Annotated in this window: 17 protein-coding genes and 1 tRNA gene; 5 read left to right on the forward strand and 13 right to left on the reverse strand. The window is 50.3% G+C overall.

All coding sequences use genetic code 11. The features are described 5' to 3' along the window. Positions 1-47 precede the first annotated feature (47 nt). From K9N57_14320 to K9N57_14360, 9 genes are all read right to left on the reverse strand, one after another. Positions 48-863, reverse strand: a complete 816-nt coding sequence (locus K9N57_14320) for a LamG domain-containing protein (GenBank protein ID MCF7805355.1) — start codon at positions 861-863, stop codon at positions 48-50. Between the two features lie 309 nt (positions 864-1,172). Next, positions 1,173-3,008, reverse strand: a complete 1,836-nt coding sequence (gene dnaG / locus K9N57_14325; protein ID MCF7805356.1) for a DNA primase — start codon at positions 3,006-3,008, stop codon at positions 1,173-1,175. A 56-nt stretch (positions 3,009-3,064) separates the two neighbouring features. Then, a complete protein-coding gene (locus K9N57_14330; protein ID MCF7805357.1) occupies positions 3,065-3,457 on the reverse strand; it encodes a GxxExxY protein in 393 nt (130 codons plus the stop codon). 88 nt (positions 3,458-3,545) lie between these two features. Continuing rightward, on the reverse strand, positions 3,546-5,945 hold the full coding sequence (locus tag K9N57_14335) for an endonuclease MutS2 (GenBank protein ID MCF7805358.1): 2,400 nt from the start codon (positions 5,943-5,945) through the stop codon (positions 3,546-3,548). Next, positions 5,946-6,752 carry a CvpA family protein gene (locus tag K9N57_14340; protein MCF7805359.1) on the reverse strand — a complete coding sequence of 269 codons (807 nt, stop codon included), beginning with the start codon at positions 6,750-6,752 and terminating at the stop codon, positions 5,946-5,948. A 118-nt stretch (positions 6,753-6,870) separates the two neighbouring features. Next, complete coding sequence (locus K9N57_14345) at positions 6,871-7,314, reverse strand: GatB/YqeY domain-containing protein (GenBank protein MCF7805360.1); 444 nt, start codon at positions 7,312-7,314, stop codon at positions 6,871-6,873. A gap of 390 nt (positions 7,315-7,704) precedes the next feature. Beyond that, on the reverse strand, positions 7,705-8,988 hold the full coding sequence (locus K9N57_14350) for a glucose-1-phosphate adenylyltransferase (GenBank protein MCF7805361.1): 1,284 nt from the start codon (positions 8,986-8,988) through the stop codon (positions 7,705-7,707). A gap of 15 nt (positions 8,989-9,003) precedes the next feature. After that, positions 9,004-9,624 (reverse strand): hypothetical protein, encoded by a 621-nt coding sequence (locus K9N57_14355; GenBank protein MCF7805362.1) that lies wholly within the window; start codon positions 9,622-9,624, stop codon positions 9,004-9,006. A 531-nt stretch (positions 9,625-10,155) separates the two neighbouring features. Beyond that, the gene (locus K9N57_14360; protein ID MCF7805363.1) at positions 10,156-13,773 is read right to left on the reverse strand and encodes a vitamin B12-dependent ribonucleotide reductase; all 3,618 of its coding nucleotides are present in this window, start codon (positions 13,771-13,773) and stop codon (positions 10,156-10,158) included. Positions 13,774-14,269: 496 nt separating this feature from the next. Here K9N57_14360 and hemF point away from each other — a divergent pair, with 496 nt between their 5' ends. Both hemF and K9N57_14370 read left to right on the forward strand, forming a co-directional pair. After that, complete coding sequence (gene hemF / locus K9N57_14365) at positions 14,270-15,148, forward strand: oxygen-dependent coproporphyrinogen oxidase (GenBank protein ID MCF7805364.1); 879 nt, start codon at positions 14,270-14,272, stop codon at positions 15,146-15,148. Between the two features lie 323 nt (positions 15,149-15,471). Then, the gene (locus K9N57_14370) at positions 15,472-16,332 is read left to right on the forward strand and encodes a DMT family transporter (GenBank protein ID MCF7805365.1); all 861 of its coding nucleotides are present in this window, start codon (positions 15,472-15,474) and stop codon (positions 16,330-16,332) included. Positions 16,333-16,600: 268 nt separating this feature from the next. On the opposite strand, the gene K9N57_14375 is transcribed toward K9N57_14370, so the two are convergent. Together K9N57_14375 and K9N57_14380 are read right to left on the reverse strand one after the other, a co-directional pair. Further along, a complete protein-coding gene (locus tag K9N57_14375) occupies positions 16,601-17,806 on the reverse strand; it encodes an acetate kinase (protein ID MCF7805366.1) in 1,206 nt (401 codons plus the stop codon). Positions 17,807-18,215: 409 nt separating this feature from the next. Then, complete coding sequence (locus tag K9N57_14380) at positions 18,216-19,163, reverse strand: NAD-binding protein (protein ID MCF7805367.1); 948 nt, start codon at positions 19,161-19,163, stop codon at positions 18,216-18,218. 618 nt (positions 19,164-19,781) lie between these two features. On the opposite strand from K9N57_14380, the gene K9N57_14385 reads away from it, so the two are divergent. Further along, a tRNA-Lys gene (locus K9N57_14385) sits at positions 19,782-19,854 on the forward strand. Between the two features lie 60 nt (positions 19,855-19,914). Here K9N57_14385 and K9N57_14390 read toward each other — a convergent pair. Next, positions 19,915-20,136, reverse strand: a complete 222-nt coding sequence (locus K9N57_14390; protein MCF7805368.1) for a hypothetical protein — start codon at positions 20,134-20,136, stop codon at positions 19,915-19,917. A gap of 128 nt (positions 20,137-20,264) precedes the next feature. Here K9N57_14390 and K9N57_14395 point away from each other — a divergent pair, with 128 nt between their 5' ends. Both K9N57_14395 and K9N57_14400 read left to right on the forward strand, forming a co-directional pair. Then, entirely contained in the window at positions 20,265-20,681 is a 417-nt protein-coding gene (locus K9N57_14395; protein MCF7805369.1) for a hypothetical protein, read from the forward strand. Between the two features lie 330 nt (positions 20,682-21,011). Continuing rightward, positions 21,012-21,377, forward strand: a complete 366-nt coding sequence (locus K9N57_14400) for a hypothetical protein (GenBank protein MCF7805370.1) — start codon at positions 21,012-21,014, stop codon at positions 21,375-21,377. 373 nt (positions 21,378-21,750) lie between these two features. On the opposite strand, the gene K9N57_14405 is transcribed toward K9N57_14400, so the two are convergent. After that, positions 21,751-22,128: a T9SS type A sorting domain-containing protein gene (locus K9N57_14405; protein ID MCF7805371.1), complete on the reverse strand. Its 378-nt coding sequence runs from the start codon at positions 22,126-22,128 to the stop codon at positions 21,751-21,753. Between the last annotated feature and the right edge of the window lie 141 nt (positions 22,129-22,269).

Consider the following 22,269-nt stretch of genomic DNA (forward strand, 5'->3'; position numbering starts at 1 on the left):
ATGAAAATTTAGATGCCGGTGCCGGCTTTTGCAAACGTAATTTCCTGTTAGGGGGAGAAGCCTATCGGCTGCCAGGTGGCTATGCCGGTAATCGAACCGTCCAGATCGTTGCCGCTCCCATCGCTCACCGCAGAACCTGCTCCCTCGTTGAACCGCCACAGTCCGATGAGATTGTCGTATGGGGAATTCCGGCGGATAAAGTTCTCCGAGAGTTTTCCCGGATTTTCGTAATGAAACCTGATCTGCTTTGGGGTCAACACCGTGCGCCAGATTCGAATTTCGTCAAATGAGCCGTACCAATAATTGCCCGCGGAACCACTGCCACGGCCGGCCCCGATGAGAAGCGGTGCATTTCCGACATCAATCTGTGTAGAGTCAGTGAGAAAACTTCCAATTCGCCGGAAACCGTTTATATAGACGTCCACCTGGCCGCTGTCGAAGGAGACGGCGAAAAAATACGATGTACTGTCCTCGATAAACAGGCCGGGAATGGAATCGCCGCTGATATCAGGCACCGGTTGCGCATCGATGGTCAGATATATCCGATTGCTGCTGTCCGCACGGTCCCGATATAGCCCAATCTCCTCGCCACCGGCGGAATTGGGAATAGAAATAATCGCCGGGTGCTCCAGTGAAGTGACGGTGTCTGTCCACACAAAGGCCTCAATGGTGAACTGATTGGTTTCCAGTGAATTCAGGGTGGAGTCGTAGGGTACCTCCACGTATTGCGATCCGGTGAACAGGAGGGAGTAATTCTTTGGTACAGCTTCTTCCAGGGGGTTGGTGCAGGAGAGAAATAACAGAATTACACCCAGTAGAATTCCGAGGGTTTTATGGCTGCAGTATGTCACGAGTGATTGCACTCTCTTGAATTGCCGTTTTTAAGAGGCAGTAAAGGAAACCTTCGGCAGAGGTTCCATTGGTAGAGACACATCCTGAAGGGTGTGTGAGAAAACCGTGTCAAACAAAATACTGCTATTGCAGAGTTAAACGAAGAAGTCAGATGGTATTTCCTTTCAATCTTTGTTACCGCCTGTAATTAATATTAGGAGGCTGAACAACGAGATCCCTCGACTCCGCTCCGACACGTCGGAGCGTCGCTCGGGATGACTCACTCTGTGGTTGTTCTTTCTATTTCACGCGCCCTCATTGGCAGATCCTTACAGAATAAATTACCGATACTTCTCGCGGATCTCCTTCTTCAGCTGCTCCAGTTTCTTGCGCTGCTCCAGAAGCGCCATGGATTCCTCTTTTCCCAGTGAAGCTGAATGCAGTTCGTCGTTGATGCGGTCAACTTCGCTCTGGACCTGGTTCAATTCAAGTCGCATCAGGCAATCTCTGGCCATTTGCTCCTTGCGAAGGGTCTGGTTGGACTCGTCCAGCTCGAACAGCATCCGGCTGACCATCTCCTTTGCCGCATTACGCCGCTCGGCGGATTCGAAGTCTGCTTCATCAAACAATGGCATTGCGTCCTGGGGATCCAGGATCGGATGCTCTGCCAGATAATCCACAAACACCTGCGCAACCCGTGTCAATACCGGATGCGTAAATTCATCTGTGGTGACGTGTTCCAGGATGTAGGTGATAAGTTTTTCGTCCTCGGTGAGCATGAGTTTCAGCAGCTCGTATTGTGCGCGCTGGTTGGAGTCGAAATCTTGTTCGTCTGAAACCTGCGATGGCTCCTTCTTATTTTGTCTCGGCGGCCTGGATCGCGTTCGCCGGAGCCGCTTCTCCAGTTCGCCCCGTAGTCGCTGCTCGTCTACTCTAATCAGCTCCGCCAGTTCCTGGATCTGAAGATCTCTGGTAAGAGAGTTCTCGTACTCCGCAATATCATCCAGGGTCTCCTTAATGAAATTGGCCCGGGAGGAGGCGTCGTTCAGTTGTCCGGCCGTGCGGCTGATGCGAAACTGCATCAGCGACGTGGCATTCTTGATCTGTTTCCGGAAGGACTCTGGCGATTCCTCGGAGATATAGGTATCCGGATCGTGGCCGTCCGGGAGCTGAATGCAGCGGACTTCCAGACCGGATTGCAACAAAATCTCTCCGGCGCGCAGGGTCGCCTGAATGCCGGCGGTGTCGCTGTCGTAGCAGAGAACGGCTTTGTCGACGTAGCGATTCAGTATCTGGGCGTGCTGTTCAGTGAAGGCGGTGCCTGAGACGGCGATAACGTTCTGAAATTTGTGCTCCCAGAGCCGCATCAGGTCGGTGTAGCCCTCCACAACAATGACTTCACTGGACTGGCGGAGAGCATCTTTGGCCTGATACAGTCCGTACAGGAGCTTCCGCTTCCGGTAGATGGGAGACTCCGGTGAGTTCATGTACTTGGCGTTCTCGTCCGGATCCAGAGCACGACCGCCGAACGCCACGACACGTCCGCCATTGTTGATGATTGGGAACATCACCCGGTGCCGGAACCGGTCGAAATATCTGTTGCGTTCCTGCTTGTGGATGACCAGTCCGGCGCGTACCAATGTATCCGGGTCGTGATCGTTTTTCGGACCCCATTCGGTGATGGTCTCCCAGTCGTTCGGAGCATAGCCCACATGAAATTCCCGGAGCGTCTCCTCGGAAAAATTCCTGCCCAGCAGATAGTCCAGCGCCTCCTCGCCCTGGTCGGAATAGAGCGCCTTTTCAAACAGCCGCATAGCGAACGCATTGGCATCATACAGCGGTCCCAGGGATCCGCTGTCCGTACCTTTGTCTTTGGCGGAATATTTCGGCAGCTCGATCCCGGCGTTCTCCGCCAGCCGTTCCACCGCTTCAACAAAGCTGACCTTCTCGTATTCCATAATAAAGGAATACACATTCCCACCCTTGCCGCAGCCGAAGCAATGAAAGATTTGCTTGTCCGGCGCCACGGAGAATGACGCAGTTTTCTCCTGGTGGAAGGGACACTTGCCAAAGTAGTTCTTCCCCCGCTTTTTCAGAGGAACATACTGGCTCACCACGTCAACGATATCGTTGGCGTCGCGGATTTGATCTATGGTGTCTTCCGGTATCCTAGCCATATTTGATTAATAGCACGCAGATGACGCTGATTGAGCAGATAACCGCAGATAACAGATTAATTTTGATTTGTAAAAATTTTTCGAACAACTTTTGGTTTCTCCCCAAAATTCAGCAATAAACCGACTTCAAAATCTGTTGCTTTCAGGTAGTTTATCAATTGAAGTGTATGTTTTTCATGCAATTCTTCAGTCGCTTTAATTTCTACTATTACTTTATTGTTTACAACAATATCGGCAAAGTATTCCCCGATTAAATTACCCTTATAGTGAACTTTAATCGCCATTTGTTGCTTTGCATCCATTCCTTTTTCATTCAATTCAAATAATAGTGCATTTTCATAGACCTTTTCCAGAAATCCATAACCGAGAGCGTTGTAAACATTATAAAATGCCCCAATTATTTTTTCTGTCACCTCTCTGTGTTTGTATTTATTACTTTTCGGTTTCATGGGTTGTTGGTGATTGTCGTAATTTATTGGTGTTTTTCTTTTAATCAGTCTTTATCAACTTAATCTGCGTCATCTGCGTGCTATATTTCTATACCAATTCCGCTATCGTTACTCCGGCGCCGCCTTCCTCGATCTCCCCCAGGCGATGGCTCTTCACCTGGCGTTGCTGGGAGAGGAATTCGTCCACCAGGTTTTGCAGTGCCCCGGTGCCTTTGCCATGGATGATTTCCAACTGATTCAGATTGTTTACGAGTGCGTGGTTATAGAACTGCTCCAGCGTGGACCGGGCCTCGTCCACTCGCTGGCCGCGGATGTCGATCCGGTTGGTCATGCTTTTTTCTTCCGAGAGGGTTACCCGTGAGGTGGATCCGGAATTTCTCTTTGACTGTTTCGACTCCTGCTGTTCCGCCTGAGATTCGCTCGGCTCCCGAAGGAATGCTGCCGGGAGTTCCATCTTTTTGCCGTCAACGTCCACCTGAATGCGCTGGTTTCCACTCGGTTCATCCAGAACAGTCCCCATACGATCAAACTGCTGAACGTAAACCAGATCCCCCTCGTGCAGCGATTCCACGTCCACCGGGTTACCGTTATCCTGCGGCTCCTCGGTAACTTCTTCGGTGGTTTCGGCGATCTTTTCCTTCTGCTTCGAAACCATCTGCTTGGCCTCTTTGATGGACTCCGTGGAAGCATCAGATTCTTTAATTTTCCGAATAGCTTCCTCGATTTTCCGGGAGCTCTCATCCAGGATCTTCTGGGCGTCTTCGGCCGCAATTTTCTTGGCCTTCTTCACCTCCTGCCGGATCTTTTCAACCTTGGTCTCATACTCGTGCTTCAGATTCTCGTATTTCGTTTTGGTCGAGGCGACTTCCGACTGTTCCTTTTCCAGCGATTCGGACTGCTGTTCCAACTGGACAATAAGATCTTCCAGAGCCTCCTTGGAGGAATCCAGATAATGCCGCGCCTGGTCAATGACGTCCGGCTGCATACCCACCCGTCCTGCAATCTCCAGAGCATAGCTACTCCCGGGACGCCCCAGGTGCAACACATACGTTGGCGAGAGATCTTCCTGGTTGAACTGCATGGCACCGTTGATCAGTCCCTCGGTATTGTGCGCGAACGCCTTCAGCGCCCCATGGTGCGTAGTGGCAATGCCGAGGACGTTTTTCTCTAACAGCCGCTCCAGTATCGCCCGCGCCAGGGCAGCCCCTTCGGTAGGATCTGTACCGGTGCCCAATTCATCCAGCAAAACGAGGCTCCGCTCGGTGGCATGCTCCAGGATATCGGAAATGCGTTCAATATGCGATGAAAATGTCGAAAGATCGTTTTCCAGAGATTGGCGATCGCCGATGTCCACGAAGATGGCATCGACTAATGGGACAACGGAGCCCTCTTCGGCCGGGATATGCAGACCGGTCATGCCCATAAGCGTCAAAAGCCCGACTGTCTTAAGCGTCACCGTCTTTCCACCGGCATTGGGCCCGGTGATGAGCACAACATTCGCCTCATCGCCAAACGCGATAGAGTTTGGGACCACCTCTTTCTCGCTATTGATCAGTAGCGGATTTCTCACCTGGTTCAGATCCACCTGATGAGACTCCGAGATAATCGGTGGAACCGCATCAATTTCCAGGGAATATTCAGCCATGGCATGTAGCAGATCCATCCGTAGGACACACTCCTGATTCCTTCGGATATCCTCGGCCACCGCGCCGACCTGCGCCGTCAGATTCCGGAGAATTCGCTCAATTTCCTCCTGCTCGTCCATCTGGAGTTCCTTGAGCCGATTATTACCCTCAACAATGGCCATCGGCTCAATGAAATACGTCTGCCCGCTGGCAGACTGATCATGAACAATCCCCTTAATCTTGTTTTTATACGCCATCTTGACCGGAACTACCAGCCGACCGCCACGGATAGTCGCCCGGCCCTCCTGAAGCATCCCGGCATCCGAGTACTGCCGCGTCAGCGATTCCATCTGCTCCCGGATAGCGCTCTCCTGCCGCAGAATCTCCCGGCGAATTTTCCGGAGTGTGTTGCTGGCAGAGTCCGGGATATCACCATTCGGCTCAATTTTTTCCTCGATATTTTCTTCCAACGATTTATGCGCGGTGATCGGCTGAACGATGCGCTTCAGCGCCGGATACTGATGCTTCCGCTCCTGTAGATATGACTGACAATTCCGGCTGACAGACAGAATTTTGGCGATCTCCAACAGCGCCTCCGGCTTCAGGAAGGCATTCTCGATCGCAGCATGCTGCAAATGATCGGCGGCATCCGAAATACGCTGGATCGGGAACGGATCGTCGAACTCCAGCAGATCGGCGAAGTCGGTTACCGCGTCCTGCCGCTCCGATATAGCATCTATGGAAGAAAGAGGGGTCAGTGTTTCCGCCTGAGTGGTGGCGGTCTCCGAGAGACAATGCTGCGCGATAAACTTTTTAATCCGGGAATATCCCAGGTCGTCAAATGCGTACTGCTGCCAATCCATCTATGGAATCCCCGGTAATTCGTCTCCCGATTCGGATTTATATTTTTCGAGCAACTGTTCGAGTTTTTCCTTCTGCTCCTGGGAGAACCGATCCGTGCTACCAGGTTCGCCCTCAGAAATATCGATGTCGTTTTCTTTCAAAAGCTTCTTCACTTCGTCACTAAGGCCGCCGGCCTTAAATTCCTTTAGGACCTGGGGATCGAATTTCCCCCCCAGCTCATCCTCCAGTTGCTTGATGATATCCTCATTCCCAAACTGACCGACGGGACCCATCGACTTTCCGGCGGGGATAAATTCCTGAAGCTTCTCCGCAAAGGAATTGGAGCCGGGGATCACCCTAAATACGGCGTCGTACACTTTAGGCGCGAAACCCTTGAGATACGGATATGATTTTGACTTGGCCTCAATATCATTGGTGAATTTATCCATCGGTAAAATTGTAATGGCCCAAAGAACCCCGCTGAGGATCACGGCCCCCTTAAGTGCGCCGAACAGCGCACCACCGGATCTGTCGAGCCAGTTCATCATAGCGAACTGCATAATCCCCTTAATGATGATAGCCGCAACACGGACAATAATGAGCGTTACAAAGAAGATGAGCACATAACTCATGACAGCCAGCGTACTTTGATCCGCCTCCAGGCGTGCGCCCAGAACAGCCGTACCCGCGTCCCCGAACTGTATGGCCGCCAGGATAGCTGCGACGATCCCAACAAGTTTAAATAACTCGGTGACCAGTCCTCTTCGAAACCCCATAAAGCCAAGGAAGCCGAGGACGGCCAGGGTTATAATGTCGAAGTAGTGCATGTATTCGGCCTTCTCTATTTAGAAACAGATGAACGACCAAGCATCTGTTTGATCACTCGGATATCGATGGCAGAGACGTGCCATGGCACGTCTCTACAGCAGAATCGTTCATATTTTCTCAGGACAACTTCTCTTTTACGATCTGCTGTACCAGACTACCGTCAGCCTGTCCTCTGACCTTTGGCATAATTGCGCCCATAACCCGGCCCATGTCCTGCATGGTACTGGCGCCGGTCTCTTCAAGGATTTCGTCCACCAGCTCCCGGATGTCATCTTCACTCAACTGCTCAGGTAGGTACGTCTCGATAATCTCCAGTTCAGCCTGTTCCTGATCGGCCAACTCGGTGCGTCCACCCTCCTGATATGATTCGATTGCTTCACGACGACGCTTCGCCGCTGACGACAACACCTTGATCTGCTCCTCTTCGGAAAGATCATCGTTCTTCTCGATCTCCTTTTCGCGGAGCATGGACTTCAGGCTGCGAATGGTCTCCAGACGCACCTTATCCTTGGATTTCATCGCAGATTTCAGATCATCATTCAGTTTATCAATTAAGGACATAACCCGTCACCCTTCCCGGATTAATTTAGGTTTCATGAATTCGACAGATTATGCAATATAATACAGCTGAAGAAGGTGGGCAAGATAACAGTACAGCAGTGTTAGCGTGTTAAGGTGTTCAGGTGTTCGAGTAACGGCGTGTTATTGTGTTACCGTGTTATTGTGTTATAGTTTGTCGTTCTTTTAATCTTACTCTAGTTTGCTCAACCGGAGAAAGGGGAAGGGAGAAGGGACAAAGGGAAAAAACTGTTCGTAGTTAGTGGTGCGTTGTTATTGCGATTTTCGGTCTTCTTTCTACTTTTTCCATTCTCCAGCATTTTTCCCGCTTAAACCCACTTCGCGGTCTTTAAGCGGGCAACCTTATACACTTATACCCCTATACCTTATTTCCTAAATCACCGCGCCGTCCGGGATCACGGAGTTCTTCGGCACCACCACGATGCCGTCTCGGATAGAGTAATTATCCTCGTCATGATCTTCGCCGTAGTCCTGGCCACCGATATCCACATTTTTCCCGATGCGGGCGTTTTTATCGATGATGGCATTTCGGATCTTGCTGCCGGGTCCGATTCCCACAGGGATAATGCCGTTCTGCTTGTCTTCTTCGCGCTCCTCATCGGTCTGGTAAAAATCCGCCCCCATTAACAGCGCACTCTCGATCTCCACATCTTCGCCGATCCGGCTTCGCAACCCTATGATGGAATTCCGGACACTGTTTGCCTGAACGTATCCTCCGTCGGCGATAAAGGAACTGTCGACATGGGTATTTTCGAATCGTGTCCCTGGCAGGAACCGTGCATGGGTGTAGATCGGGTTTTTCCCTTCGGAGAAGGCAAACGGCGGTTTGATATTCGTCAGTGCCAGATTCGCATTATAGAACGCCCGAATCGTCCCGATGTCCGCCCAGTAATCGTCGAAGAAGTAGGCTTTGACCTTCCGGGTTTTCAGTAACCTGGGAATAATATCGTGACCGAAATCTGTGGCATCGCCATCTTCTTTAAAGGCCTTTTCCATTACCTCGGGCTTGAATACATAGATTCCCATGGATCCCAGGAACCGTTTGGATTTATCGCCGGCATCCCCCTGGAACTCCTCCGGAATTTCCGAGGCCATGGGCTCCAGTTCCTCCCTGGTCTTCGGTTTCTCATAGAATTCGGTGATGCTGCGATCGCCATCCACCTTGAGAATACCGAACGCTTTGGCTTCCTCTGCTGTCACAGGTTTCACCGCGATGGTAATGTCCGCATCCATCTCCCGGTGTGCTTTGACGAACTTGCTGTAATCCATCCGATACAGGTGATCACCTGCCAGAATCAGATAATCGTTGTAGGGATAATTATGAAAGTGCACCAGATTCTGCCTGACCGCATCGGCGGTACCCTGATACCAGTGCTCGCTCTCGATAGTCTGCTCGGCCGCGAGGATTTCAATAAATCCTTTGGAGAACGCATCAAAATGATACGTCTGCGTGATGTGTCTGTGCAGCGATGCTGAGCTGTATTGCGTCAACAAAAACATCTGCTTGATGCCGCTATTGATGCAATTGCTGATCGGAATATCAATGAGGCGATATTTCCCGGCGATGGGGACTGCCGGTTTCGCGCGGTACCTCGTCAACGGGTCCAATCGGGTTCCTCGTCCTCCACCCAAAATGATCGCTGCCACATCTTTCATAGTATCTCTCTCCCCTTAGAGCCAGAGTTTTAATTCAATCCAGGTTAATACGAATGCCAGAACGATCCCCATCACCGCCTGACTGACGCTGTGCGCCTTCAACTTCACCCGGGAATACACCATCGCCGGGAGTACCAGAGTTGCCAGCCACCAGAGACCACCATACAGATAAAGGAACGGTACGATAGTTCCACCAACGGACATCCCGTGGATGCTGATCTTCCACCAGTGACTGATAAACGTCGCAATAGCCGTGTTGACTGCATAGATGGCCATCAGCGCCCAGACTATACGCGGAGCGCCGATCGCCAGCAGGACTACCGACGCAACGACATATCCGACGGTTCCAACCATAAACGGTTTCCTGCGCATCCCCCGTTCCGGCACGTCCACGCTTACCGTCTCGCCGCGCCTTTTCATAAAAAACACATACAGCCCGATGACCACGTTAGTCGCCAGAAACGTGATAAACCAGACCAGCATCCCAAATGCAATTCTGTCGGTATACGCCAGGGAAAAATAGAGAAACGCCGCCGGCCCGACTAAAAAGGGATGAAACAGGTTGGAAATCAACCTGGGCATGCCCAAGTTCTTTTCACCGGATGTTTGCTCTGCCACCAGTTCACCGACTTCCACGCATCGCTCCCATGTCTGTAATCATTGGTGTTTTCGCTTCACTTGTACGTAAAACAATAGGGACTATTTCAGTGGATTTCAATAGAAAAGGAATTGGTGCGATGAGCTGATCACAACGTCTCGCAAGTTTTCGGTCATTAATTGGCCTTTTTACTTGAAGCGGCCAAGTTTTACGTACTGTGTATTGCGTATTACATAACATTATTTTTGTAGAGACGTTGCAAGGAGGGGGTGTGAGAATACGGTGACAAGGAATTTTCCCTTCCGGAACCCCGGGGATCCAAACACCTTATTAATCATTGATAACATTGCAGTTATAGCCCCTTTCAGGGTCTCGACCCCTGTCCCACAGGGATCTCTTTGAGGAAAGGGTCGCTCTAAAATCTATATTACAGCACAGTCTACTATCGACAAAACCGGCTAAAAAAAAAGATGCCATCTCTCAATAAGATGGCATCTTTCAAGCAGGTGAACCATGTAGGGACGCGATTCATCGCGTCCGTTCATTAGTTTAGGTAATCACGTAGGTAATCACGAGCATCCCGTAGTGGTTCCACAAGTAATACACTTCAGGCAGGTGCCGTTGCGAACCATGGTCATGCTGCCGCATTCGTCGCAAATGTCGCCGGTGTAGCCCTGCATCTTGGCGGCCTGCACCTTCCGGGCCTGGGTTTGATCCTTCGGCTCGTCCGAATACGCCTTGTGTGTCTCTTCAACAGTTTCCAATACCGGCTCCGGTTCGTCACTGTCACTTCCCGGAGCCGCCGAAGGGTCCTTTGTATCTTCGCTTCCTTCATTCTGTGCCGGCGTCTTCTTTGCCGAATCTGAGATCAGGTCTTCCGGGTTGACACTGGCCAGTTCTGTACGTCCCAGATATTCCACGGCCAGCTCTCGGAAAATGTAATCGATGACCGAGGTGGACATCTTTATCCGATCGTTCCCCTGAACGATCCCGTTGGGTTCGAACCGGGTGAACACGAACGCATCCACAAACTCTTCCAGCGGTACGCCATGCTGCAATCCCAGTGAGATGGAGATGGCAAAGCAGTTCATCAGGCTCCGATACGCCGCGCCCTCCCGGTGCATATCCAGGAAGATCTCGCCCAGTTGACCGTTCTCGTATTCCCCGGTCCGGAGGTAGACGTTCTGTCCGCCGATGGTCGCCTTTTGGGTGTAGCCTTTCCGCCGCTGTGGCAGACGCTTCCGCTTGGCGATATATTTGGTGACGACTTTCTCCGCCACCTGTGCAACGTCTGCGCCGCGCTCCTCTTCTTCCACCTCTTCCAGGAATTCGACCAGATCGTCGTTGGTCGAGTTCAGCGGCTGGCTCAGTTTGGACCCGTCACGATACAACGCATTAGCCTTGAGACCGAGTTTCCAGGAGAGCATGTACGCATCCTTGATATCGTCCACCGTGGCAGACGCCGGGAAGTTGATGGTCTTGCTGATGGCGCCGCTGATGAACGGCTGGGCCGCGGCCATAATCCGGATATGTCCCTCCGGCGCAATGGAGCGTGTGCCCTTTCGACCGCACTTGTTGGCGCAGTCGAAGATGGCGTAGTGTTCCTTTTTCAGGTACGGCGCGCCTTCGATAGTCATGGTGCCGCTGACGTAATCGTTGGCCTCTTCAATCTGTTTATCGGAGAAGCCGAGCGCTTTCAGCATGTTAAAATCCGGGTCGCTGATCTGCGCATCCGAGAGTCCCAGGTTTTCTTTGCAAAAATCCTGTCCGATGGTGTGCGGATTCAGTACAAATCCGATGTCGAAGCTCTGCGGCAACTCCTGCTCCACCATGTCCAGCTTCTCATCGGTGAATCCGAGTGCCTTCAGCGACTCCCGGTTGATGTGCGGACAACCTTCCAGCGAACCAGTGCCCTTGGCGTAGGTAATGATATCGTCGATCTCATCGTTGGAATATCCCAGTCGCCTGAGCGCCGCCGGAATGGCCTGGTTGATGATCTTGAAGTATCCGCCGCCGGCCAGCTTCTTGAACTTGACAATGGCAAAGTCCGGCTCGATACCCGTGGTGTCGCAGTCCATCACCAGTCCGATGGTCCCGGTCGGCGCGATGACCGTCACCTGGGCGTTCCGGTAGCCGTGCTCTTCGCCGAGTTCTAGCGCCTTGTCCGAGGCTTCTTTGGCAGCAGCCAGCAGATCATCGGGACAGTAGTCGGCATCAATGCCCATCGGTGTAACTGAGAGATCTTCGTACTCCTCTTCCGGCGCGTTGTAGGCTGCCCGACGGTGATTCCGGATGACCCGGAGCATGTGTTCTTTGTTCTCTTCATAGCGCGGGAACGGCCCAAGTTCCTCGGCCATCTTTGCGGAGGCGCCGTAGGCCGTCATATGCATGATGGACGTGAGTGCTCCGGTAATGGACCTGGCTTCTTTGGAATCGTACGGGACGCCCATGACCATCAGCAGTGCGCCGATATTCGCATACCCGAGACCGAGCGTGCGGTATTTGTACGAGAGTTCGGCGATGCGCTTGCTCGGGAACTGTGCCATCAGTACGCTGATTTCCAGCACGACCGTCCAGATTTCCGCCGCATGGATGTAGTCATCGATGAGGAAACCCTTTTCCTCGTCGTAATACTTCATCAGATTCAGCGACGCCAGGTTACACGCCGTGTCGTCCAGAAACATATACTCGGAGCACGGATTGGAAGCGTTGATGGGCCCATCAGCGGGACAGGTGTGCCAGTCGTTGATTGTCGTGTGATACTGCATGCCCGGATCGGCGCAGGACCATGCGGCATATGAAATATCGTCCCAAAGATCCCGGGCTCGGATGGTTTTCATAGGTTCAGGATCACGTCCTTCTTCCCGGGCATCCCGTTTTTCCACCCGGCCGTAGAGATTCCAATCCTCATCGTTTTCCACCGCTTCCATGAAGCTGGCATCAGCACGGACCGAGTTGTTGGAGTTCTGTCCGGAGACAGTGAAGTACGCATCCGAGTTCCAGTCTGTATTATAGGTGGGGAATTCGATGCCGGTATACCCCTGATCGGCCAGCTGGATAACGCGCTCGATGTATTTCCGCGGAACGTTTACCCGCTGCGCCTTCAGAATTGCGTCCGCCAGCTGCTGGTTCTTTTTGGGATCGTACGCCGCGGATCTCCGGTGCCCTTTCATTCCGTTGGTCCCATTGGAAGAGGGGGAATCGTAATCGACAGTTGCCTGGATGATCTCGTTCAGGTGCGTCTCCAGGAGTTTGGATCCGGTCACCAGGGACGCAACTTTCTGCTCCTCAATGGCTTTCCAGTTGACAAACTCCTCGATATCCGGATGATCCAGATCCAGGGTGACCATTTTTGCGGCCCGCCGGGTGGTCCCGCCGGACTTGATGGAGCCCGCTGCGCGATCCCCGATCTTCAGAAAACTCATCAGGCCGGAGGATCGTCCGCCGCCGCTCAGAGATTCTCCCTCGCCACGGATGGCGGAGAAGTTGGAGCCGGTGCCGGAGCCGTACTTGAACAGGCGGGCTTCCCGCACCCAGAGATCCATGATACCGCCTTCGTTCACCAGATCATCGTCGACGCTTTGGATAAAACAGGCGTGCGGCTGCGGATGGGAATAGGCATCGTCGGAGCGTTTGACCTCCCCGGATTCCGGATCGGTATAATAGTGTCCCTGCGCGGGCCCGTTGATACCATAGGCCCAGTGGAGTCCCGTATTAAACCACTGCGGACTGTTGGGCGCCGCCATCTGATGGGCCAGCATATAGGTCAGTTCATCATAGAAATTTTTGGCCTCTGCTTCCGAATCAAAATAGTCGTGCTTCCAGCCCCAGTAAGTCCAGCAGCCGGCCAGCCGATGAAAGACCTGGCGGGAATCGGATTCGTGGGAGAAACGTTCGTCTTGTGGCAGTTTTGCCAGTGCCTCTTCGTCCGGCTCAGAACGCTGGAGCCATTCCGGGACCCCTTCTTCTTTCACCTTCTTCGTGGCGGCAGGCACGCCGGCTTTTCTGAAGTATTTCTGTGCAATGATATCCGTGGCCACCTGCGACCAATCTTCCGGCACCATCACATTCTCCATTTCGAAGACGACTGTCCCGTCCGGATTCTTGATGATGGAATACCGCTCGACGAAATTAATATCGTCAAACGGATCTGTATTTGAGCGCGTAAACTTTCGCGTGATTTTCATGATTCTCGTCCCGTATTTTTTAGGTGATTCTGGATTAGCTGATGGAATTAATACACTGGCATTGCTGCATTACAAAAAGTGTTCAAAAGGTTGCTTCCGAGTTCAGCCTGCCCAATTTTCAATTCTGTTTAAGGATTTCCATCTAGCAATGCGTCGGTAAACATACGAAACCGGACTTTACTGTTCAAGAGAAAAGTCACAACATTTTCTACACTTTTTGTACGATGCCCCATATATAGTGCATATTTGGTGTTAGAAACAAGCGAATTATTTCCTGAATTTTCCCAAGTCCCTGTAAATACCACACAATAGAAACCGAGTTCATTTTTTCGCCTGTCATATTTAGTGCATAATTAATTTTTCATCTATTATCGGATAAACCCAGATCAGTATTTCTTCGCTCTGGTGCTCTAACCAAAATCCCTGCGCTCATCCCCGCTTGTCAAATTCACAGGTGAACGCTACTTTTGTCCTTCATTTGAGATCAGGAGCAAAGATGCGCGACGAAATTCCGACATACCTTCAGACCCTGCAGGAGACTATTACCTCCCGGCTGGAAGAATTAGACGCGGGCGAGCAATTTCAGGAGGATACCTGGCAGCACGCAAACGGCGGTGGGGGGCGAACCCGGATCATGCGAAACGGTTCGGTGTTTGAACGCGCCGGTGTCAACTTCTCAGAAGTCTATGGCGAGTCGTTGCCGGAATCAATCGCCGAGCAGTTCCCGGAAGCGGCCGGACATTCATTCGGCGCCACCGGCATTTCCCTGGTGATCCATCCGCTCAATCCGCATATGCCGACCGTCCACATGAACTATCGCTATTTCGAGGCCGGCCCGGTCTGGTGGTTCGGCGGCGGCATGGATCTGACGCCGTATTATCCGTATGAAGAAGACGTCCGAGAATTTCACAGATCACTGAAAGCGGTTTGCGACCGTCACGATGCAAAGTATTATCCTAAATTCAAGCAGTGGTGCGACGACTACTTTTACATCGAACACCGGGAAGAACCCAGAGGTGTGGGTGGGATCTTCTTTGATTACCTCCGGGGCGATTACGCAAAGATATCCTCCTTCGTCCGCGACTGCGGCGATAATTTTTTACCGATCTATGAACCTATCGTCCATCGGCGAAAGGACATGGACTGGAACGAAAACCAGCGGAGGTTCCAGCTGATTCGCCGGGGCCGGTACGTGGAGTTTAACCTGGTCTACGACCGGGGAACAAAATTCGGTCTCCAGACTAAGGGGCGCATCGAATCCATCCTCATATCCCTCCCGCCGCTGGTTCGCTGGGATTACGACTACACACCGGAACCCGGATCGCGGGAGGCGGAGTTGTTTGAAAAATTTCTTGTTCCACAGGAATGGATTTAGTATTGCGTAAAAAACTGGAAACTTGCTATCGGGCTTGTGTGGACTTATACCTATAGAGATCACAGTGAGGGACATTAAAATCGAAATACAGGTCAAAGGTTTTCCTATGGAACAAAATAAATATTTGAATTTCCAACCGCAGAATATCCAATGTCCAATGACGAATTATCATGCATACCACCTTCAATGCAGAACGTAGAATGAAAAATGAAGAAGGCAAAATTACAGATGAGGCGCAAAACTAAAACACTGTAACAAAATAGCACGCAAACACGCTTTTCAACTTGAACACATGAACACTCTAACACTTTGACACTGTCGTTATGACCTGGCTCTTCCTCACACTCATCTCCGCATTTTGCTGGTCGTCTGCTGACGCCCTCTCCAAGTGGATCAGCGAGGACATTTCCGACTTCACTAACGTCTGGGTCCGGTTCGTCTGGAGCACGCCATTTTTTCTGTTACTTTGGTTCGGCATTGAAGTGCCGGAACTGGATTCCGGCTTCTGGACGGCCATGGCCTTTCTCGTGCCACTGGAAGTCCTCACCTGGACGCTCTATCTCCGGGCAATCCGGATGTCGCCACTGAGCCTGACCATCCCGTTCCTCGGACTGACGCCGGTCTTTCTCCTGGTGGTTCCGTGGATTCTACTTGGTGAAACCGTCTCACTGATCGGTGGAGTTGGCGTCGCGGTAATAGCGCTCGGTATCTATCTCCTGAATGTCCATAAGACAGATAAAGGCCTTCTGGAACCGTTCAAGGCCATCCGACACGAACCCGGCTCCCTGCTGATGATCCTGGTGGCTGGCCTCTTTAGTCTGAGCTCCACCTTCGGCAAAATGGCCATTACCCATTCGTCGCCACTGTTTTTTGCGGGAATTTATTATCCGCTGAATGCATTACTGCTGGCGCCGTACGCGCTCTCCAGGAAACACGTCAGAAACAATGCCTTCGCTCATCCGAAGCGGGCGCTCCTTATCGGCATCGCCTTTGCCGGGATGGCATTGGCACACTTCTACGCTATCTCCATCGCCAAGGTCGCTTACATGATTGCCGTGAAGCGGACCAGTCTGGTCTTCTCTACGCTGTTCGGGTTTTTCTTTTTTAAGGAACGAAATATCAGGGATCGGTTACTTGGTGGGGTAATTATAATCGTTGGTGTATTTCTGATTGCAATGGGGTGACGGCAGTACGACAGTGTTAACGTGTTCGGGTGTTCAGGTTAAAATTGTGTTTATGTGTTATAGTGTTACTGTGTTATAGTTGCGTGTTTTCTTAATCGTAATCCTAATCTTACTCTTAATCGGTTTTAGTTAGTAGTTTGTTGTTGGTTGTATTTATTTTAGTGATTTCGGTGTTTTTCAGTGGTTAATCTGTTGTTATTTTTATCAGCGGTTATCAGTATAATCTGCGTTCCCCGACTTGTCGGGGATTGCGTACTATTTGGCCTTTTTATTCCATCTCGCTCACCAGTTTCTCCGTATCGATAGCAATAACCAATTCCTCGTTTGTCGGGATCACCAACGTGCGAACGTCAGCATCGTCGGCGGTAATATCACCTTCGATACCTACAGTCTCTTCATTTTTTTTGCCATTAATTCCGATACCCATATGGCTTAATCCGTCTACAGTGTTTCCGCGAACGCGGGGTGAGTTTTCGCCGATGCCGCCCGTAAAGACAATCACATCCAGTCCACCAAGTACGCCGTAATAGGCGCTGATGTACTTTTTCAGGCGATAGGTAAAAATATCCAGGGCAATCCGTGCGCGCTCGTGATCGTCGTCCACCGCCTCGATGATTTCACGCATGTCGCTGGAGACGCCGGACACGCCCTGCAGTCCACTGTGTTTATTGAGCAGGGTGTTCATATCGTTGATGGTGAGCTCTTCCTTGGAAATCAGGTGTAGGACCAGCGCCGGATCAACGTCCCCGGAGCGGGTGCCCATAAGCAATCCTTCCACCGGGGTGAATCCCATGGATGTATCCACCGATTCACCGCCGTCTACCGCCGTAATGCTGCAACCGTTCCCCAGGTGACAGGTGATGATTTTGAGATCTTCCATCTCCTTCCCAACGATATCTCTGGCGCGGCGGGAAACATAATAGTGCGAGGTGCCATGAAAACCGTATCGCCGAACGCCGTACCGTTTATAGAGCACATACGGCAGACCATAGAGGTAAGAATAATCCGGCATCGTTGAGTGAAACGCCGTGTCGAATACCGCTACCATCGGGACGTCCCGGAGCAGCTGGTGACAGGCATTAATCCCCTTGAGATTATTCGGATTGTGCAGCGGCGCCAGGTCGATGAATTCCTGGAGTTTTTCTACCACGTCTTTGGTAATCACCACCGAATCTTTGAATTTTTCGCCGCCGTGGACCACCCGGTGTCCCACTGCATCGATTTCCTCGCGATCCTCCAGTACACCGTGATTTTCAGAGATAAGTATCGCCAGTATATACTCGATGGCCGTCTGGTGATCGATGATTTCGCCAGCCATCTTCACCTTGTGATCGTCGTGGCGGGTGTGGCTTAAGACCGCGCCCTTCATACCGATACGATCCACCTGGCCGCGCGCCAAAACAGAGCGATCGTCCATGTCGAAGAGTTGATATTTTACCGAGGAACTTCCACAGTTCAAGACTAAGACTTTCATGTGCTTTCCTGCATCTCTAGGAATTTATATTTCTGTGCATCTATTCATTAGTAATGCGTAAAAATATACAGGTATAGGGTATAGGGGCATTCTTCTTAATCTTAATCATAATCGTAATCTTAATCGCATTTCCCTACCCAGAGAAAGAAGAAGAGAGAACGGCAAAACAGGAATAGGTTTCCTTTCTATTATTTGTTTGGTGGTAATAATTTTTCCTTTGCGTTTTATTCGCGTATCTTCGCGGTTTAAAAAAGCTCTGTTCTGAGGCTAGTGTCCCAGTGTTCCAGCCGAATCGAATAAGATTATGTAACAACACCAACCCGAACCCCTGAACACTGTTTTCCCCTATTCCTTATCCCTGATCCCCCTATACCTATTTTTTTACGTGATACGCAGTACGCAATATGCATTACATCTCAAACCCGCCGATTTTCCGGCCGTTCTCGTCGTATTTGAAGAAACCGTGTCCAGTCTTTTTGCCAAGCCTGCCGGCGTGGACCAGTTTTTTCAGGATGGGGCACGGCCTATACTTTTGATCACCCAGTTCGCGGAAGAGGGTTTCCATCCAGAACAGAAGCTCGTCCAGCCCCATGCGATCGGCCAGGGAGAGCGGGCCTTCTTCGAAGTTAAACCCGAGCTTCATGGCGGTCTCCACTCCATGAGCGCTGGCCACACCCTCCATCACCACAAACATGGCTTCGTTAATCATCGGAAGGATTACCCGGGTGGTCACGTATCCCGGATATTCGAAAACCTCGACGGCGGTTTTGTCCAGCATGCCGGCGAAGCGCTGGACGTAATGGAAGGTAGCGTCGGAGGTTTTCAGTCCGCGAACGATCTCTACCAGTGGAATCCGGTGCACCGGATTCAGGAAGTGCATTCCAATCACCTGATCTTCCCGATCGGTCGCGGCAGCGATTTCGGTGATACTCAGGGTAGAGGTATTGGTGACGAACACCGTCTCCGGCGGACAGAGTTCATCGGCGATGCTGAGAAGATTTTTCTTCTCTTCGATAATCTCCGGGATCGCCTCGATGAGGAGATCGCATTCTTCGACTTTTTCCAATTGAGTCGTACCCTCGATCCGTGTTAAGATCGCCCGTTTATCGCTCTCGGTGATGCTCCACCGGTTAATCTGTTGATCCAGTTTGTCGCTCAGTTCATTCATCGCCCGGTCCAGGGCTTCCTCGTTCTGCTCGATGAGGAGGACATCAATCCCATGCTGGGAAACGGTTTGTGCCAGTCCCTGCCCCATGGTCCCACCACCAAGGACCGCGACAACAGTCACGACCTCATCAGTCCCGCGTGGACGTGCCATAATGTTCTCTTCTACCAGGCGTTCAAGCTGTTCAGTCATACCTTCAACTCCGGGATATTACTTTGATGAAATTCACACATGCGAAAAGTTATAAACTCGGATTCCGACATCCAACGGAAATAGCGGTGTTCTTGTGCGATTCTAACTCGACATCCGGTCTCTTATGCTGTACCAGGTTATCTCTGAAGAAAAAATTTATACAAGCATTGCGTACAGTGTATTGCGTGTAAAAAATGTGTTATAGTGTTCCCGTAGTACAGCTAAATACTGTCATGCGTCCTCAGTTCCGAGTCAATAGTGAACATCCTGCTGGTAGTTCCCGCTTTAGCGGGTGTAGTAGGTTGTTCGAAGTGAGTAGTTTGTTGTCCGTGACAAATCAATCCAACTCGGTTCATTTATTGACATTTCTCCTTCAACTAACCACAAACCACGAACAACCAACAGTTTTTCCTTCCCCCGTTCTCCATTCTGCGTTCTCCTCAAGAATCAAACCGATTAAGATTAATTCGCCCCTCCGTCGCGACGGAACTACTATACCACAGAAGCAATTATTGTTCCCTATACCTTATACCCCTACCTTTTATTCCTTTTCTCCCCTTTTCCGGTTTTCATTTGCCCTTCCTCTTCGTATATTTTCCTCGCTTTGAGTCGAACGATGCGCCAGTAGCTCAATTGGCAGAGCAGTTGACTCTTAATCAATTGGTTGGGGGTTCGATTCCTCCCTGGCGCACTTTTTCTTTCTCCTCTCGCCGATAAAGACAATTTTTTGGGCCCGAGTTTAAGGTATCATTCAAAGTACCGACCATACTTTTCCGGATTTGAGACTATAGTAATTGGTAGAATGTTTCCCTTTTACCCGGTGTAATTTTCCGGCATGCCACTGACGATATAAATCCAATGCATCATGGACGATATCATATTGATATCGATCGGACGCTATAGATTCCTGCCGTAGATATGCCTTGTCGTTCGCTTTCACCAACACCTGTTTAAATTTTTCTTCTTTCGGCATATTTCCTCCTAGCTATCAATACTTTCCTAAACAAGTAACTACTGAATCAAATATACAACATATATATACATAAATATTGATAAATATGCGTTAATTAGCAAGCGCCGGATTCTTATATTGACAGAAATATGAATGTACAGGAATTTCTAGAAGAATTACGCAAGGATCCGGGATACAGCGATCCTCAGATATCCGATGCTACGGAAAACCGCACTGGTACCCGGATCTCAAGTAATCAGATCTGGATGCTCCGTACAGGGAAATCCCAAAAGCCCCAACCGTCCACCGCCCGCATACTTGCCGACGCCTTCGGCTATCAACTGGACTATGTCAATGATGAACCGGTATTCCTGCGGAAAGAAGAACTTACCGAGCCAGCCGGGAAAGATTATCACAACGACGCTGAGAGCCTTAGAAAAGAAATCGACCAACTCCAAAGTAAATTGGAAGAACAAGAAAAGCTCCTGGAAAAAATCCGCGAGACGGATAATTGGCATACCATAATAACAGTTATCGACGAGATTAAAAAGACAGGAACAGAATAATTATTAGTACAATAATTTCCCCGGTCATTCTTTGTTAGGCACTTCCCGCAAACGAATAAAAACACCCAATGTTTTGGTTTCTATAAAATAATTTTACTTAGATTTCCTTTAACGTGTCCCTTTTGACAGGACACCCCACCTCTAATCGTGTGATTTAGGACACATTTCCTGTTTTACATTTTTTTACTCAATACTATAGAACACCTCAGTGACAGTAGTTACATACGGTAACTCAATGGTTATCCACTATCCCTGGAATAGCGTTTGAACCGTAATTGGGTGGACGATGATTGATGAGTTGAATGCGAAACTCCTGAGGAGGTAATTATTATGAAACGCATAAAGACATTTCTGACAGCAATCCTGAGTTTGATAGTAATGCTGGCCTTTGTATCGACTACACAGGCAGGAGAGAAACACAAGGATAAGGCAAAAAAGGATAAAAAATCCATGACCGGTGTGATCTCCGTCCAGCAGACATCCAACGGACCGGACTATTATCTGACGGTGCACCCGGAAACCCAACAGAGCAAGACCGTGGATATTAAATTCACCGAAAAAGTCGAAGAGGATCTACCGGACGCTGGTCAGGAGGTAACCGTGAAGGGCCATTTTGCCCAGGAACAACAGAACCAGTTCATGGTTACCGACATCGTGACGCCAAAGGACCAGCGACAAAAGATGGGGCAGAAGTAGTCGCAGCTTAAACTACACCCCGAATCCGGAAACCGGCCTCTCCTCGTGGGAGGCCGGTTTTTTTATTGTCCAGTTTCACCGGGAATCTATTTCTGACGATTTCTACGGAGGGAGAAGATCTGTTGCAAGGCGGACCCTGTCACCTGAAATTTTCTGAGCAGAATCAGCGAGCCAACGAATACTAACCAGCAGTCCCAGCACACCGATGACGATAAAGATGAAGATTTGGCTCCCGATTGATCTCCGGGTCGGTGAGACAACTCATCAGTCTGCTGCCTTGTACCAAAAATGGATGGTTTCTCTAAATATAAATATTAAAGCCCCGATTCAAATTGAACCGGGGCTTTAATTAATATGCCTTGAATAGTGCAAATTACTTCAGCAACAGCATCCGTCCAACCTGCGAAAACTGTTGATCACTTACGAGGCTTTGGCTGGTCATCCGGTATAAATAAATACCTGAAGGAAGAGTACTACCATTAAACTCCACGGTATAGTATCCCGCATCCATATTGGTATTCACGAGCTCTTCCACCAGACGCCCAGACAAATCGTAAACCTTAATATTGACTGTGCTTTGTTCTGGAATTCCATATCGAATCGAAGTCGCCGGATTGAAAGGATTAGGATAATTCTCTAGCAGTGTAAATGATTCAGGAGATTCTCCATGATTCGGTTCAGGATTAGGTGTCTCCTCTTTATTTCCCCCATTACCACCTTCACTACTAAAGATTGACTCCATCACAGCCAATTGGTAATTTCCAATAGTTAGTTGGAATTTGTTGAGAGAGATTCATGCGGCTGCCGCAATGGTTTGGTTCGTGTCTTGCGTATTATTTTCTTCCTCAAGCGCTTTCTTTACGGCCGTCTGGAGGGTATCTAAGTCGCGATA

Source organism: Candidatus Neomarinimicrobiota bacterium, from assembly GCA_021734025.1.
Taxonomy (GTDB): domain Bacteria; phylum Fidelibacterota; class JAANXI01; order JAANXI01; family JAANXI01; genus JAANXI01.

Coding starts and splice junctions, on each gene's coding strand:
- K9N57_14400 (MCF7805370.1), top strand. CDS start 21,012: ATGAAACGCATAAAGACATTTCTGACAGCAATCCTGAGTTTGATAGTA.
- K9N57_14380 (MCF7805367.1), bottom strand. CDS start 19,163: ATGACTGAACAGCTTGAACGCCTGGTAGAAGAGAACATTATGGCACGT.
- K9N57_14340 (MCF7805359.1), bottom strand. CDS start 6,752: ATGCACTACTTCGACATTATAACCCTGGCCGTCCTCGGCTTCCTTGGC.
- K9N57_14370 (MCF7805365.1), top strand. CDS start 15,472: ATGACCTGGCTCTTCCTCACACTCATCTCCGCATTTTGCTGGTCGTCT.
- K9N57_14395 (MCF7805369.1), top strand. CDS start 20,265: ATGAATGTACAGGAATTTCTAGAAGAATTACGCAAGGATCCGGGATAC.
- K9N57_14390 (MCF7805368.1), bottom strand. CDS start 20,136: ATGCCGAAAGAAGAAAAATTTAAACAGGTGTTGGTGAAAGCGAACGAC.
- K9N57_14345 (MCF7805360.1), bottom strand. CDS start 7,314: ATGTCCTTAATTGATAAACTGAATGATGATCTGAAATCTGCGATGAAA.
- hemF (MCF7805364.1), top strand. CDS start 14,270: ATGCGCGACGAAATTCCGACATACCTTCAGACCCTGCAGGAGACTATT.
- K9N57_14350 (MCF7805361.1), bottom strand. CDS start 8,988: ATGAAAGATGTGGCAGCGATCATTTTGGGTGGAGGACGAGGAACCCGA.
- dnaG (MCF7805356.1), bottom strand. CDS start 3,008: ATGGCTAGGATACCGGAAGACACCATAGATCAAATCCGCGACGCCAAC.
- K9N57_14330 (MCF7805357.1), bottom strand. CDS start 3,457: ATGAAACCGAAAAGTAATAAATACAAACACAGAGAGGTGACAGAAAAA.
- K9N57_14335 (MCF7805358.1), bottom strand. CDS start 5,945: ATGGATTGGCAGCAGTACGCATTTGACGACCTGGGATATTCCCGGATT.
- K9N57_14360 (MCF7805363.1), bottom strand. CDS start 13,773: ATGAAAATCACGCGAAAGTTTACGCGCTCAAATACAGATCCGTTTGAC.
- K9N57_14375 (MCF7805366.1), bottom strand. CDS start 17,806: ATGAAAGTCTTAGTCTTGAACTGTGGAAGTTCCTCGGTAAAATATCAA.